Source organism: Shewanella phaeophyticola, assembly GCF_025398315.1.
GTDB lineage: Bacteria > Pseudomonadota > Gammaproteobacteria > Enterobacterales > Shewanellaceae > Shewanella > Shewanella phaeophyticola.
Genome location: NZ_JAODOQ010000001.1, coordinates 1,762,479 through 1,775,881, shown reverse-complemented (window position 1 = coordinate 1,775,881; position 13,403 = coordinate 1,762,479). Strand labels below are relative to the sequence as shown.

General features: G+C 42.0%; 8 protein-coding genes and 3 pseudogenes. 9 read left to right on the top strand and 2 right to left on the bottom strand.

The window, feature by feature from the left end:
* Position 1 precedes the first annotated feature (1 nt).
* The 5 genes and pseudogenes from N4T56_RS22710 to N4T56_RS08320 all read left to right on the top strand — a co-directional run bounded on the left by N4T56_RS22710 (position 2) and on the right by N4T56_RS08320 (position 6,212).
* Positions 2-895 carry an efflux RND transporter permease subunit gene (locus tag N4T56_RS22710; protein WP_390904024.1) on the top strand — a complete coding sequence of 298 codons (894 nt, stop codon included), beginning with the start codon at positions 2-4 and terminating at the stop codon, positions 893-895.
* Positions 846-3,100: pseudogene (locus tag N4T56_RS08335) on the top strand (efflux RND transporter permease subunit). The gene N4T56_RS22710 and the pseudogene N4T56_RS08335 overlap by 50 nt, the downstream one beginning before the upstream one ends.
* A gap of 259 nt (positions 3,101-3,359) precedes the next feature.
* Positions 3,360-4,448 (top strand): annotated as a pseudogene (locus tag N4T56_RS08330) (alkene reductase); the annotation flags it as partial.
* Between the two features lie 18 nt (positions 4,449-4,466).
* Positions 4,467-5,555 carry an alkene reductase gene (locus N4T56_RS08325; protein ID WP_261734781.1) on the top strand — a complete coding sequence of 363 codons (1,089 nt, stop codon included), beginning with the start codon at positions 4,467-4,469 and terminating at the stop codon, positions 5,553-5,555.
* A 318-nt stretch (positions 5,556-5,873) separates the two neighbouring features.
* The gene (locus tag N4T56_RS08320; RefSeq protein WP_261732880.1) at positions 5,874-6,212 is read left to right on the top strand and encodes a hypothetical protein; all 339 of its coding nucleotides are present in this window, start codon (positions 5,874-5,876) and stop codon (positions 6,210-6,212) included.
* Positions 6,213-6,668: 456 nt separating this feature from the next.
* On the opposite strand, the gene N4T56_RS08315 is transcribed toward N4T56_RS08320, so the two are convergent.
* Positions 6,669-7,316: a HEPN domain-containing protein gene (locus N4T56_RS08315; RefSeq protein ID WP_261732879.1), complete on the bottom strand. Its 648-nt coding sequence runs from the start codon at positions 7,314-7,316 to the stop codon at positions 6,669-6,671.
* Positions 7,317-7,656: 340 nt separating this feature from the next.
* Here N4T56_RS08315 and N4T56_RS08310 point away from each other — a divergent pair, with 340 nt between their 5' ends.
* The 3 genes from N4T56_RS08310 to N4T56_RS08300 are packed head-to-tail and all read left to right on the top strand — an operon-like array spanning position 7,657 to position 11,147.
* Positions 7,657-8,238: a class I SAM-dependent methyltransferase gene (locus N4T56_RS08310; protein ID WP_261732878.1), complete on the top strand. Its 582-nt coding sequence runs from the start codon at positions 7,657-7,659 to the stop codon at positions 8,236-8,238.
* A gap of 16 nt (positions 8,239-8,254) precedes the next feature.
* Positions 8,255-8,986 (top strand): phospholipase D-like domain-containing protein, encoded by a 732-nt coding sequence (locus N4T56_RS08305; protein ID WP_261732877.1) that lies wholly within the window; start codon positions 8,255-8,257, stop codon positions 8,984-8,986.
* Complete coding sequence (locus N4T56_RS08300; protein ID WP_261732876.1) at positions 8,958-11,147, top strand: DEAD/DEAH box helicase family protein; 2,190 nt, start codon at positions 8,958-8,960, stop codon at positions 11,145-11,147. Before N4T56_RS08305 ends, N4T56_RS08300 begins: the two co-directional genes overlap by 29 nt.
* 106 nt (positions 11,148-11,253) lie before the next feature.
* On the opposite strand, the pseudogene N4T56_RS08295 reads toward N4T56_RS08300, so the two are convergent.
* A pseudogene (locus N4T56_RS08295) lies at positions 11,254-12,089 on the bottom strand (CLCA_X family protein).
* Positions 12,090-12,596: 507 nt separating this feature from the next.
* Here N4T56_RS08295 and N4T56_RS08290 point away from each other — a divergent pair.
* The gene (locus tag N4T56_RS08290; protein ID WP_261732875.1) at positions 12,597-13,073 is read left to right on the top strand and encodes a DUF302 domain-containing protein; all 477 of its coding nucleotides are present in this window, start codon (positions 12,597-12,599) and stop codon (positions 13,071-13,073) included.
* The last annotated feature ends 330 nt before the right edge of the window (positions 13,074-13,403 follow it).

Below are 13,403 nucleotides of genomic sequence, written 5' to 3'. Positions count from 1 at the left end.
TATGTCTAGTTTCTTTTTAAACCGTCCTATATTTGCATGGGCTATCACCATCGTCATAATGCTTGCGGGTATTACGTCAATAATGAGTCTACCTGTCGCGCAGTACCCTACTATTGCGCCGCCAGCCATTACCATCAGTGCCTCTTACCCTGGTGCATCAGCAAAGACCATTGAAGACAGCGTTACCCAAGTCATTGAGCAAAGCATGACAGGGCTAGACAACCTGCTTTACATGTCATCAAGCAGTAGCTCATCAGGCAGTGCTTCAATAACTTTAACCTTTAGCGCCGATACCGACCCTGATATTGCTCAGGTACAGGTGCAAAATAGCCTACAACAAGCCAGTAGTCGTTTGCCTACCGCAGTGCAAAACCAAGGAACAACGGTTAAAAAAAGTACCTCAGGTTTTATGTCAGTCACCAACTTATACTCACCTGATGGCACCATGAGTACGGCAGACATTCAGGATTATGCTAACTCAAGCATTAAAGACATTATCAGCCGCGTAAATGGTGTGGGAAGCGTCACTATTTTTGGTGCATCCTACGCCATGCGTATCTGGTTAGACCCCGCTAAACTCAATAGCTACAACTTAACCCCCGTCGATATATCAGCCGCAGTGTCAGTACAAAACAGCCAAGTTACCGTGGGACAACTCGGTGGCGTACCGGCAACCGATACACAATTAATTAACGCTACCATTACCGCACAAAGCCTATTAACCACAGTTGATGAATTTAAAAACATTTTAATCAAAGTAGATGAAGACGGATCGAAAGTTCGCCTAAATGATGTTGCACGAGTTGAATTAGCCAGCGAAGACTCAAGCGTTATCCCAGTATTTAATGGTTATGGCTCATCTGGTATCGCTATCACGCTCGCATCTGAAAGCTAACTCGTTAGACACTCAAGAAGCCGTTGATGCCAAATTAGCGCAACTTTCAAAAGGCTTTCCTCAGGGTTTAGCCATGGCCAAAGCCACAGACAGCAATAAATTTATTCGTTTATCGATTACTGAAGTGGTTAAAACCTTATTTGAAGCCATCGTATTAGTATTTTTTGTGATGTTATTGTTTTTACAAAATATCAGAGCAACATTAATCCCAACCATTGCAGTTCCAGTTGTATTGCTTGGTACCTTTGCCATTATGTCGGTATTAGGGTTTTCTATTAATACCTTAACCATGTTTGGCATGGTGCTCGCCATCGGGTTGCTTGTTGACGATGCCATTGTGGTAGTTGAAAACGTTGAACGTATCATGCACGAAGAAAACCTCTCGGCATTAGAGGCCACTAAAAAGTCGATGAAGCAAATCACTGGCGCACTAGTGGGCATAACCATGGTACTTGCAGTGGTATTCATTCCAATGGCCTTTATGTCGGGTTCTACCGGTGCTATCTACAAACAGTTCTCGTTAACCATAGTGTCTGCAATGGTATTGTCGGTACTTGTCGCGTTAATTCTTACCCCAGTGTTGTGTGCAAGCTTATTAAAACCGAAAGAAAAATCCACTCATGGTTTCTTCAATGGCTTTAATCGCCTGTTCGACCGCCTGTCTAATGGGTACAAAGGTTCAATAAAACGTGTGCTACTTCGGCCGTTACGCTTTACCTTAATCTACGGTTTATTGTTAGCTGGCACCGCGTATATGTATAACACCCTACCCAGCTCGTTTTTACCTGATGAAGATCAGGGTGAGTTTTTAATGATGGTGCAATTACCGACAGGTTCAACACTCAATCAAACTGCCGTGGTGATGACCGAAATTAAAGATTACTTACAACAAAATGAACCAGAGGTTGTTAACACGGTATTTACTGTGTCTGGATTTAACTTTTCTGGCAGAGGTCAAAATGCAAGTATGGCCTTTATTGGCTTAAAAGACTGGTCAGAACGTACCACAGACGACACCAACGTCAACGCAATTATTCAACGCACGATGGCGTATTTTTCTGATTACAAAAAGCCTCAGTATTTGCATTTAGCAGCCCCGCAATTAGAGCGCTTGGTCAATCTTCTGGTTTTGATTTTTACCTTCAAGATGTTGGCGCAATTGGCCACGACAAACTTATCGAAGTGCGTAATCAACTTTTAGCCAAAATGTGCCAAAGCCCAATTTTGCAAAACTCCAGACCTAACGGTCTAGAAGACAATGCACAATTTTATTTAGATATTGATTATGAAAAAGCCAAAGTCTTTGGCCTTGATATCGACGACATTAACAACTCATTGTCGATAGCCTGGGGGTCATCTTACGTTAATGACTTTATTGACCGTGGACGCTCTAAAAAAGTTTACATTCAAGCTGAAGCTCAATACCGCATGACGCCAGAAGATCTTAATCATTGGCTTATTCGCAACAATCAAGATGAAATGGTACCGCTGTCAGCATTTACCTCATCACATTGGGGCACAGGATCACCACAGCTGACACGTTTTAATGGTAACTCAGCCTTTGAGATTTTAGGTGAAGCAGCACCAGGCTACAGTACGGGTGATGCAATGGATGAAATCAACGCTATCGCAGCTGAGCTATCAACAGATGTACAAGTCAGTTGGTCAGGTATGTCATACCAAGAGTTAGAAGCCGGAAACCAGGCGCCAATACTCTATGCTATCTCAGTGCTTATGGTATTCATTTGTTTAGCGGCATTATATGAAAGCTGGAGCATTCCCATTGCGATTATTTTAGTTGTGCCTTTGGGTGTACTCGGCGCACTCGCGGCCATTATGCTACGCGGGCTGGAAAACGATGTGTATTTTCAAGTGGGTGTGCTAACCACCATTGGCTTAACCGCTAAAAACGCCATCTTAATTGTCGAGTTCGCCAAGGCGCTTTATGACAAGGGCACCAACATGATTGACGCCACCATTCAAGCCTGTGAAATGCGTTTACGCCCTATCATAATGACCTCACTCGCCTTTGGTCTTGGGGTTTTACCTTTGGTGTTAAGCAGTGGCGCAGGCGCTAATGCTCGTAACGCAATTGGTACCTCAGTATTGGGCGGAATGACAGGCGCAACGTTATTAGTCTTGTATTTTGCACCACTGTTTTTAGTGATAATTTTAAAAATGGTTAACCCTAAACCGACGCATTAATATACAAATTGAGTCTCCCGACAGTGACACCTATGTCACTGTCGGGAGTTAATTAACGCATTGGTGGTCAGTATTTTTACAAAAAAATTGATTATTGGTTAAGCAAGAAAACACTATACCTGGTCAATACGCTACATAACTCAACAATTTTACCCCTTTGATTTTTGCATATTTAACAAAAATCATTTGCGATTAACGCTATAAATCAAATCAGTGTTATTTGTTACTCTGTGGTCAATTCTTTATGAGGGCTCACAAAATGACAACATCTCTTTTTCAACCCATTCAACTGGGCGATATCACCCTAAAAAACCGTATTGTTATGCCACCAATGACCCGCTCTAGAGCTAGCCAACCTGGTGACGTTGCAAATGATTTAATGGCAACGTACTACGCACAACGTGCTACAGCAGGACTGATTATTTCAGAAGGCACCCAAATCTCAGCCATGGGTAAAGGTTATGCGTGGACTCCGGGCATTTATACCGCAGAGCAAATTCAAGGCTGGCGTAAAGTAACAGATGCCGTGCATGCCAAAGGCGGCACCATGTTTGCCCAGTTATGGCATGTTGGACGTGTTACCCATCCAGACAACATTGGCGGTGAGCAACCTATATCATCGTCGGCACTAAAAGCACAAAACGTAAAAGTGTTTATCGACAACAATACCGATGCACCCGGTTTTGTCGATGCCGCACAACCACGTGAAATGACCATAGATGATATTCAACAAGTTGTGGCACAATTTAAACAAGCTGCCATTAACGCAGTAGAAGCAGGCTTTGATGGTATCGAACTGCATGCTGCCAATGGCTACCTTATTAACCAATTTATTGATTCAGAATCTAATCAACGAACCGATCAATACGGCGGCAGTTTACAAAATCGTTTACGCTTTCTTGATGAAGTGGTCGGTGCCATGGTCGACGCCATAGGCGCTAATCGTGTGGGTGTACGCCTCGCCCCGCTCACCACACTCAACGGCACTGTCGATGCTGACCCAATTAACACCTACACAGCCGCTGCGGCATTACTGAACAAACATCGCATTGTATATTTACATATTGCCGAAGTCGATTGGGACGATGCACCAGATATCCCTGTCTCATTCAAGCAAGGTTTACGTGACGCATTTGACGGTGTGTTGATTTATGCTGGCCGCTACAATGGCGATAAAGCCCATCACGCCATTGACTCAGGCTTAGCCGACATGATTGGTTTTGGTCGCCCATTTGTTGCAAACCCAGACCTACCAGAGCGCATTAAACAGGGTTACCCATTAGCCAAACACGTGCCCGAAACCCTCTTTGGTGGTGGCGAAGTAGGCTTAACAGATTACCCAACCTACAATGTACAAGACCACTTATTGTTTCAGCCTTTTAGCGGCTCATCACTTAATACCAACAACCGAATTGTCATGGCACCAATGACACGTTCACGCAGCTCACAGCCAGGTGATGTACCCAACCAAATCATGGCTGATTATTATCAACAACGCGCCAGTGCGGGGTTAATTATTAGTGAAGGCACACCTATTTCTGCAGTAAGCCGTGGCTACTCAATGACCCCAGGCATTTACACCACAGCACAAGTTGAGGGCTGGAAACAGGTCACACAAGCCGTACACGCCAAAGACGGGAAGATATTTGCTCAATTGTGGCATGTAGGTCGTCGCAGTCATTCAAGCATTTCAGGCCAACAACCTGTGGCAGCATCGGCGATTAAAATCCCCGACCAAGTGTTTTACCCATTGCCAGAAGGTGGTTTTGGGATGATCGAAACTGAACAACCTAAAGCCATGACTCAAGAAGATATCAACAATACCATTAACGATTTTGTGCAAACGGCTAAAAATGCCATAGAAGCCGGATTTGATGGTGTCGAGATTCATGCAGCACACGGCTACTTGTTTGACACTTTTTTACACTTAGAAAGTAATCAGCGCCAAGATCAATATGGTGGCAGTCAACAAAATAGAATGCGCTTTTTATTAGAAACGCTCACCGCAGTAGCTGATGCCATTGGCGGCAACAAAGTGGCTGTGCGACTATCACCGCATGTCATTGAAGGCTTTACTGAAGAAGATCCTGAAATTGTTGAGCTAACACTAGCAGCATTGGCAAATATGGTGAAATTAGATTTAGCCTACGTGCACTTTTCTGAAAACATCTCACGTTACCTTGAGGTGCCAGAATCGTTTCGCCAGCAAGTGCGTGAGGTATACCCTAACCCAATCATGATCGCAGGCAAGTTAACCAAAGAGACAGCACAAGTCTTGCTCGCCAAGCAGTATGCCGATTTAGTCGCATTTGCCACGCCATATGTCACTAACCCAGATTTGGTTGAACGTTTCTACCATAACTGGCCATTAGCCGAATTTGACGCCGACGCACGCCTCACCTTGTATGGTGGTGATGCCAAAGGCTACAGCGACTACCCGCAATATAAGGCGTAATAAGTCTTAACCTATACCACTAACGTTATGCTACAAGCCCAAAACCAACTCGGTTTTGGGCTTTTTTTAACTCGTCAACGTTAAAAATCAGACACTTCACAACAAAAGCTCATCCCTTAATTGCTATGTAATACAATTATCAATGGTGACTAAGCAAGTTATCTAACCGCCATATAAAAGCATTACTACTAAAGCTAAACCGATCACATGTCATAACATGATCAACATATTGGCACTTCCTTAACACTGCTATCTAGTCAACATAATCAATACAGGGTATGGTTACAACCAATGTGTGCACACCAACAGGGATGTCAATTGTTTTCTTATAATATCAATGGCAAAGCCAGCCGCCATTTTACCTATGCAGACCTTATAAACTGTGGCAGCACGGCACAATTGCATCAACTTGAAAACTTACCTAAACAGCCCGACACCTGGCGCGCACTCAGTGCATTGGCAACAAGACTGCTTGATCCCATTGTTGACCAATTTGGACCGATAACATTAACCTACGGATTTTGCTCACCAGAACTGGCAAGGCTAATTGCTAAAAACCCCAACCCACACATCGCCCCGCAGCTTGACCAACATTGTGCCCACGAACTGAACAACAAACAGTACTCTTATTTGCACACGTTTTGGCGCCGCATGTGACTTTATTCTGCCCGCCATTGCCCAACAACCGCAATTGAAAACACATGCCATTACTATGCAACACGTAGCGCTGTGGATATGCGAAAACCTAAAATTTGATCGCCTGTACTACTACGGCAACCACCGCCCACTCCACCTAAGTTTCTACCCACAACACAACCAATTTTTACAAACCATGAAAACTAACCCAGACACCAGCCACCGAGTCCCCTCAAAAAGGCCGTCGTACCCAACCGCAATCAATGTCATAAAACAAGTAGATTATTAACAGAAAAAGCAACACCTGATCCCCAATACAAGCATTTGAGGATGACGGCATAAGACAAAAGCAACGCCCCACATCTGTCATTCCTACAACGCCCTCAATTCCGTCATTCCTGCAATGCTTTTGAGCAGGAATCCAGGTGTTAGCTCTTCGGCCGTTAAACAACAGCAAAGCCCCCATTGCTAAAAGCGTTAAATCGGCACCACGGGGTAATTGGCATCACCCCACAACTCTTTTGGGTGATCCATCATTATCGTGATAATTATCGGTACCAACTGAGATAAAAACACCACGCCGTCTCTAATTTGGTCGCGATTAGCCGAACTTTGCCAGGTTGCACCGCCGTGCACGAGTTGATTTCTTAAGGTATATAAGCGCTGTAAAATAATTGAGGCTAGTGCATCAGTCGACTTGTTAGCCAGTGCATAATTTGCCGCCACTTTTGCTTTAGCAAACCGCGTTTGCCATTCCTCCTCAGTGATTTTACCGTTATGAAAATCCCAAAAAGGTTGAAACACAAATTTATTGGCTAACAACACCCTAATGCTGGATGAAAACTCACTCCAAAGCAGAGTATAAATCTGGTTGTGAGTATCAAGATTAACTAACTTATTTATAAACTTAGAAAATGCTTCAGACTCAGTATGCCTTAATACTTCAGTGTCTTGTGCATAAGCGGCATTAAACGCGATCCAAAGAAATATAAACTGGCTGTCTTTGTCTGCACATTTTTCAGACTTGTCTAACCAACTTAACGCCCGATGCACCCTTAACGCCAAACCTTCACAAAACTCACCACGAACCTGCCGCTGTTGTTGTTTTAATGTGTGATACTTCATTCCAATATCCTTATCCGAAATCATATACTGCATAAATAGCAAAAAAACCAATAGGTTTATAAGCAACACTACAGCATCTTAACAATTATGCTATCAATTTTTATCTTGTATCACCCTGTTAATTATACAAAATAACCGTTATCGTTAAGACATCACAAAATGAGTAAATCGCAAAGCTAGATAAAACCTCCATCCGAAAAACAGCACTATTTAAAAATAATTTAAGTGAACCACTAACTGAATCAATAGACTGATTAGAGATTGAATTAACACTATTAAATGCTTGAGCCGTTTACTACATATAAGCTAGAATCAAATTAATCAAATCATAGGCTTAGTTATGTCTACCATCGAATTCTACGATACAAATTCACAGTCTTTTTTTGACTCTACTGTTAATGCTGACGTGAGCGAACTTTACCACCCTTTTATCCAACACCTACCGTTGGGAGCGCGTATATTAGATGCTGGTTGCGGGTCTGGTCGCGACAGTAAAGCATTTATTGAAATGGGATTTAAAGTCACCGCCATTGATGCCAGTCGCGAACTCGTTAAAGCTGCCGCAGAGTTAATTGGTCAACCCGTTTTGGTATGTCGTTTTGATGAAATAGACAAAACTGAGCAATTTGATGGTATCTGGGCTTGTGCCTCTTTACTTCATGTAGAGGCAAACACCCTGCCCGCTACTTTTCTACATTTAGCCAGTACCTTAGTAGCAAACGGCGTATTTTATTGTTCTTTCAAGTATGGCGATCAAGAGCGAGTCCATAATGGTCGTTTCTTTGCTGATGCTAATGAAACACTGTTACTGCAATGGATTGAACACACAGGTTTATCGATAAAACAAACATGGATAACAACAGATGTTCGCCCTGGTCGTGAAAACGAAAAATGGCTAAATGCCATTTTTATTAAAGCTTAATAAACAGAGATAATATATGAAGTTAGCAGAAGGACCTGTATTAACCAGCGGTGGTATGGATGACCCGCTTTTACCTAAGTTATTAAAAGCGATTAATCGCGCGACCTCCATTGAAATATCTGTTTCATTTATCCAGCAATCAGGGCTAAATCTACTATTTGACAGCCTATCTGATGCGTTAGAACGTAATGCCTCTATTGCTATTATCACCTCTGATTATCTGCATATCACAGATCCCGTTGCACTACGTCATTTAATGATTTTGCAATCTCGTGGAGCGCAAACCAAGATATTTACTTGCCAAGCCCAACAAAGTTTTCACATGAAAACCTATATTTTTGTGAAGCAAGAGTTGGATTCATCACAAACTGGCAGTGCATATATTGGTTCTAATAACATCAGTAAGACAGCATTAACCCATGCCTTTGAATGGTGCTTACGCCATGATTTGGTCGAAAATCAGCACCCAAGTGAATTTGATTACATTCGTGAGCAGTTTTCTTCGATATTTAATCATCCTCAGGCTATTGATTTAAATAATCAATTTATCAACGATTATGCAGAGCAACGAAAAAAGGTAAAACCGCCTTTAATGATTGTTAATGAAGTTGAACCTGAAGATATCGCCCCTAACTTTGCCCAACAAGAAGCCTTAAATGCATTAGCACAAACACGTGTAGAGCAACTATCTAAGCAGCCTAGTTGTGTTGGCAACAGGTATGGGCAAAACATGGTTAGCCGCATTTGATGTACAACAATTTAATGCCAAAAAAGTGCTCTTTGTAGCACATCGAGAAGAGATTTTATTGCAAGCTGAACGCACCTTTAAGTCGTTACTACCTATGCTTGTCAGTGGCCATTTTAATGCCAGTTCAAAGGTTCTGGATGCAGATGTTGTGTTTGCCTCAATACAAACCCTAGGCAAACAAAAATACTTAAACGAGGTCAAACCTGACTATTTTGATTATGTGATTGTCGATGAGTTCCACCATGCTGGAGCCTCTAGCTATCAGGCTTTATTGAACCATTTTACGCCCAAATTTTTACTTGGCTTGACCGCCACGCCAGAGCGAACCGATCAAGCTGATATTTTGTCCCTGTGCGATAACAATTTGGTGTACGAAAAGAACATCGTTGATGGTATTGAGTTAGGCATTTTGGTGCCATTTCGTTACCAAGGCATTAATGACGAAACCGTAGATTATCGTGATTTACCATGGCGAAATGGTAAGTTCGATCCTAAAACGCTTGAATTCAAATTTGCCACTCAAAAACGGGCAAAACACATTTTTGGTCATTGGCAATCATATAAACAGCAACGCACCTTGGCATTTTGTGTGTCTAAAGCACATGCAGACTTTATGGCTACATGGTTTACGACTCAAGGCATAAACGCAGTGTCTGTTCACAGTGACTCTCAAGTAAAACGTGGTGAGGCACTGAGCCTTTTAGCCATGGGCAAAATTGAAGTTATTTTTTCGGTCGATTTATTCAATGAAGGTACGGATTTACCCTCAATTGACACTATTTTGATCTTGCGCCCTACTGAGTCAAAAATCTTATTTTTACAGCAGTTAGGCCGAGGTCTACGCACGTCACCCGACACTAATAAAACCTATGTATCAGTAATCGACTTCATAGGAAATCATATTAGTTTTTTAAATCGCCCAATGGCGTTACTGCAAACAAGTGATGCCAAAAAGACATTAAAAGAGCTCGACGCGCCAAAGCTTCATCCAGACTGTGTTATTAATATCGCTCCACAATTAATCGACTTTTGGCGACAACTGAAACTCGATTACACCAAAGCAGATGAACAATATCGATTACTCAGAGATAATTTAGAGCATCGACCAACAGCAACTGAGTTTTTTAGAAGTGATTATGCTTGGAATAAAATGACCAAGCAGTTTGGTAGCTGGTTTGAACTTGTGTTAAGCCAAGAACAAGATGAAAGCGAAAATAAGCAAATAGCTAACCTAGCACCTTATCTTACATTTCTCAGTCAAGGCATAGAAAAAGTCTCAATGAGCAAGTGTTTTAAAGCCATCTTACTGGAAGCATTTATAGAATTAGATGGTTTAAATCAGCCCCCTACAATTGAAGCTGTCTGTGTTAAAAGTTGGCACATATTTAAACGTTATCCTAAGTTATGGGTTCAAGATGTTAAAGCCGACTTGCAAACCATCGATGCAAACTCACCTAAATGGAAAACCTATTGGCTGAACAACCCAATAACGTTTTTATGCAAACAAGATAAGGCCGATCCACAGCCGTGGTTTGTTGTAAAAAGTGGCCAATTGCAAGCCAATATTGAAATAAATAGCGCAGATATCTCTCTGTTATCAATGGCAATCAGAGAACTAACTGAATTACTGTTAGCGCGTTACAGCGAGCGTCAAAAGTCCAAAAATCTTGCTATTAACAATGAAAAAGACAATGTGGTTTCATTCGCTAAAACAGCTAATACCAAAGACACTGTTCAACTTAATTTTTACCCAGATTTAAAAATTGCCTGTGGTCATTTTAAAACGGGTACTGATGATAATCATGAGTTACTCAAACTAAACAACACATACAGTAAACTTGATCCCACGATTTACTTTATTGCCCCAGCCAGTGGTAACTCGATGAATGGTGGCAAGAATCCCATTCACGATGGTGATTTATTATTACTTGAACGTGTTACCGCCATTAATGCAGGTTCAATAACAGGTAAAATCATGGCTATCGAAATACAGGATGACGCTGGCGACAATCAGTATTTACTGCGAAAAGTGAGTAAATTACCAAATGGTCAATACCAGCTTAATGCACAAAATCTTGATTATGCACCTATGATTGCCAATGAAAGCATGGTCACGTTTGCACGATTAAAGCAGGTGTTAGATGCCGTTGATTTTGTTTAATAAAAAACTCAGCTAATCAGCCTTACAGAATGACGTTTAATCTTGTGATAGAAATTCATCGCGAGCTATTTATACAACCTAGTACTTTTAACTTGTTACTTGTCACCTACCCGCCACTCTGCTTATCAAATGCAATCCCCAGTGGTTCAAAATAGGCCATTAATGCTTGGTAGATTTGCGCGCTGTGCTCTGCGTCTGGATATGCGCCTAACTTGGATAGAGGTGAGTTGATGGTGCTGTTTACTAAGTATGGGTTGGTTATCTCGGCGTGGGTTTCTGAATACATTTCGATACTGGCTTCAAAAGCGCGGTCATCATTTCGGTCGGTTTGGCAAAATAGTGGCAACCTTGCTGTTTGTCTAATGCGATTGAGCGGCGAACATAGTCGTGGGGCTCTTGGCCGTTGGCGCTTAAAAAAGTGACTTGAAATAACCTTGATAACTGTTGATTTAACGGATGATCGACCATGGTTTTATCTGCCAGCCAGTGGTCTGTGGCGCAGGCAAAGCGGCTCGCTGTACTCATGTAACCGTCTGGGCTTAATAGGCTGTCGTCGATAAACATTTTATCGGCGATGTAATGATCGAACGCATGCCAAAACTCGTGGGCTAATGCCCCTGCTCCGGCATTTTTTGCCAGCGCTAATTCTTTATAAGCGGGTGAGTAATGTGCTTGCACGCCTTTTTGCCCACCTGAGCCAAAGGCAAACCTGAGGCTACCGCGCAAGCCGATTAACTCGGGGGGCACACGTAAAATATTGGCAAGGTCGGCCATTGAATCAAAAATCAAATTGGCGGCCAGTGCAGATTCTTCACGGTTAACCCATTTACCCACGCGAATGTGGCGTAAACCAAAGGTGTGTTTGATGTCTAAAAAGCTCACAGAACTGCCTTGACGGTAATCTGAGCCTATACGATCAAAGTAGCGCTGGTGATTTAACAATGCATGATATGACGCCAAACAATACCTCTTATTAACAAACTGAACCTCTTATTAAACAAGGGCTTTATCGGATAGTTTACAACTAGAGCGCCATGTATATCTACACATGTGGAGTGATTATCTACCACTAGAATGATTGATTTACCCGCCTAAACACTCATGATAACGAACATTAGTAAATGAATATTTATTCCAATTCATGCAATAATAAACGTATAACCCTCGGTAATTTTTTAACCTGTATGCAGATTAGTGAATGCGTAGTCAAAAGATAAGGTGGATAATTAAGCGTCTCGTCAGTTTACTCTCATCACCGCTAGCTTTGTTACGGCCACCAGCAATTACGTGTATTTATGCTTGTGTTTATAGAGACCTTGGCTATATGTTGTATTTAGTCATTGTATCTAACATTTTAAACCTAATAATTTAAACCTAACATCTATTATGAGTTTCTAGTCTCTAGCTTTCTCTAGTTGCTAGGCTTACGCATCACAAATGGAGCATTGTATGATCAAAAATCTCTCGCTGGCGATTACGCTGTTTTTTACCTCGACCTCAGTATTCACCAGCACAGCCGTGTCTGCTGTCGACAGTTTGATTACTCACCAAAGCCAATATTCACCCAAAGTTACTGCAGACCGCTTTGAATCAATTATCAGAAATAAAGGTTTTACGGTATTTGCGCGGATTGATCATCAAAAAAATGCCGAAGGTGTTGAGTTAAGTTTACCTGCGACTGAGGTGATTATGTTTGGTAACCCTAAAATTGGCACTCAATTAATGCAGTGTAATCAGCAGGTGGCTATCGATTTGCCCCAAAAAGTACTCATTACTGAAGATGCGCACAACAAAGTGTGGTTGTCGTATAACAATCCGCAATACCTTAAGCAACGTCATGACATTAAAGGTTGTGATGCGGTGCTTGATAAAATCAGTAATGTGCTTGAATCGTTAAGTAAGGCCGCGACTACATCAAGTAAATAATCACTGAATCATGTTATACCAATTCCACTAATTATCTGGTCATTCAGCGGGAATTCTGTACCTTCTAGGCAAGTAATAGGATTGTAGGCATAGTTGCTCTACGTCAAAATACTATTAAGCAGCATAGAAGGTACAGAAACCCGCCTTGCAGGAGACGCTCAGACAGTCCATTTCTTTGTTGCATTGCCTTAGAAGGGAATAACCATTATTTCAACAATGCGCCTCAAACTGAACAGTCCGAGCGACTCTGATTGGTCACATAATTAATGGAAATGGTATTATTGCGAGGGCTAGCCACAAGCCAATAAAAATCCCAGTGGCCGTAAACGT

Excerpts from the sequence above, each read along its gene's own strand:
- N4T56_RS22710 (WP_390904024.1), top strand. The coding sequence starts at position 2 with ATGTCTAGTTTCTTTTTAAACCGTCCTATATTTGCATGGGCTATCACC.
- N4T56_RS08315 (WP_261732879.1), bottom strand. The coding sequence starts at position 7,316 with ATGAAGTATCACACATTAAAACAACAACAGCGGCAGGTTCGTGGTGAG.
- N4T56_RS08310 (WP_261732878.1), top strand. The coding sequence starts at position 7,657 with ATGTCTACCATCGAATTCTACGATACAAATTCACAGTCTTTTTTTGAC.
- N4T56_RS08305 (WP_261732877.1), top strand. The coding sequence starts at position 8,255 with ATGAAGTTAGCAGAAGGACCTGTATTAACCAGCGGTGGTATGGATGAC.
- N4T56_RS08300 (WP_261732876.1), top strand. The coding sequence starts at position 8,958 with ATGGGCAAAACATGGTTAGCCGCATTTGATGTACAACAATTTAATGCC.
- N4T56_RS08290 (WP_261732875.1), top strand. The coding sequence starts at position 12,597 with ATGATCAAAAATCTCTCGCTGGCGATTACGCTGTTTTTTACCTCGACC.